Raw genomic sequence first — 1,862 nt, forward strand, 5'->3', positions numbered from 1 at the left:
CCCTCACGTTCAATATGCCAGAAACGCGCAACGCGTTGACCGATCAGGATTTGGCGGGCGCAATCATCGATGCGATGCAAAGGATCAATAGCGATACTTCCGTCCGTTGTGCCATCGTGACCGGTGCGGGTAAGGCCTTTTCTTCGGGCGGCAATCTAAAGCACATGAAAGATAAGGTCTCAATTTTCGGTGGCGACGCGCTTGAGGCCAAGGATGGTTATCGCGGTGGCATTCAGCAAGTCGCCAAGGCAATGTGGGAATGTGAAGTGCCGCTGATTGCTGCCGTAAATGGGCCGTCTTACGGAGCAGGTTGCGACACGACATGCCTTTGTGACATCCGCATTGCGTCGACCCGCGCGACCTTTGCTGAAAACTTCGTTCGCGTTGGTTTGATCTCGGGCGACGGCGGTGCTTGGGTGCTTCCTCGTCAGATCGGGTTGTCACGTGCCGCCGAAATGACCTTCACTGGCGAACCGGTTGATGCCGCCACTGCCCTAGAATGGGGGTTTGTTTCAAAGGTCGTCGAGCCCGAAGAACTTTTGCCAGAGGCGCAAAAACTCGCAAAACGAATTGCCTACAATCCACCAAAGCAATTGCGCCTGGCCAAGAGGCTCCTCCGCGAAGGGTTGAATACCCGCCTTGAAACGGTGCTTGAGCTAGCGGCTGCCTATCAAGGTGCTTGTCACCAGACCAAGGATCACGAAGAGGCGGTGAACGCTCTTCTGGAGAAACGTCCAGCAGTTTTCACCGGCGCCTGAAAAGGAGCATCTGAAGATGGACTGCGTACTTTATGAAAGACGCGGTGGCGCTTTTGACCCTAAACAGGCCAGAAGCGCGCAACGCGATCAATTCGGCGATGACCAACGCTTCGAGGGGCGCGCTCAGTCAGGCCACCAAGGATAGCCAAGTTCGTGCGATTGTTCTTGCCGCCAATCGTCCTGCATTCTGCGCCGGTATGGATATCAAGGCTTTTCTTGAAGGAGACGGTGAAGAGATACTGTTTGGCGAGGGTGGATTTGCTGGATTTGTCCACGCAGCCCGTTCCAAGCCAATCATTGCCGCCGTTCACGCTCCGGAATTGGCAGGCGGTTGTGAAATCGCACTGGCCAGCGATATGATCGTGGCCGGCCCGAATGCATAATTTAGTGTGCCCGAAGTCAAGGTTGGTCTCTTTCCTGTCGCTGGCGGAGCTTACCTGGCTACGTTTGCGACAACCATCCATGCGCAGGACGCTGCTCCCGAACAAGACGGCGGCGTCGAAGCCGCCGCAGAAACAACTAACGCAACAGTAGACGCGGATTTGCTAACGCGGGCGGAACTTGAAACGCTTGTCGCACCCGGAGCCCTCTTTCCCGATACCGTCCTGCCCCAGTTGTTCATCGCGGCGACGCAGCCCCTAGAAGTGGTGAAAGCAGAACGCCTTCTGGCCGAGAACGAAGGTGCCAGCGTGGATGAGCTGGCCCCGCTGAGCGAGGCGGAAGCCTTTGACGAAAGTGTGGAGGTGTTGGCCATTGGCTTTCCCGAGGTCATATCAGGCATGGCGGCCAATATCGACTGGACCGAAACCATGGGGCTGGCGATGCTGGCGCAGACAGAGGACGTCTTGGCCGCCGTACAAACCATGCGTCAGACTGCGATCAATGCCGGCACGCTTGTTTCCGGTGATGAAATGACGGTTACGCAGGATGCAACAGATGCCGTCGTTTTTCAGCCCACCGATCCGGAGGTTGTCTATGTGCCGCAATATGACTCCGAAACAGTTTACGTGGAGCAGGAAGACACGACCGGCGACGCACTGCGCAACATCTTATTTGCGGCAGGCACAGTCTATCTCATAAGCGAGATTTTCGATGATGATGATG

The 1,862-nt window shown here is 56.2% G+C and carries 3 protein-coding genes; all 3 read left to right on the forward strand.

Going from position 1 to position 1,862, the window contains the following annotated elements:
* Positions 1–758, forward strand: a 758-nt coding sequence (locus ACR0AP_RS20870; protein WP_480509207.1) for a crotonase/enoyl-CoA hydratase family protein, incomplete at its 5' end; no start/stop codon positions are given.
* Positions 759–790: 32 nt separating this feature from the next.
* On the forward strand, positions 791–1,141 hold the full coding sequence (locus ACR0AP_RS20875) for an enoyl-CoA hydratase/isomerase family protein (RefSeq protein ID WP_480509209.1): 351 nt from the start codon (positions 791–793) through the stop codon (positions 1,139–1,141).
* 6 nt (positions 1,142–1,147) lie between these two features.
* Positions 1,148–1,862: DUF3300 domain-containing protein (locus ACR0AP_RS20880; RefSeq protein ID WP_480509211.1), on the forward strand; the 715-nt coding region annotated here is incomplete at its 3' end.

This window comes from Ruegeria sp. AF7, assembly GCF_056541885.1.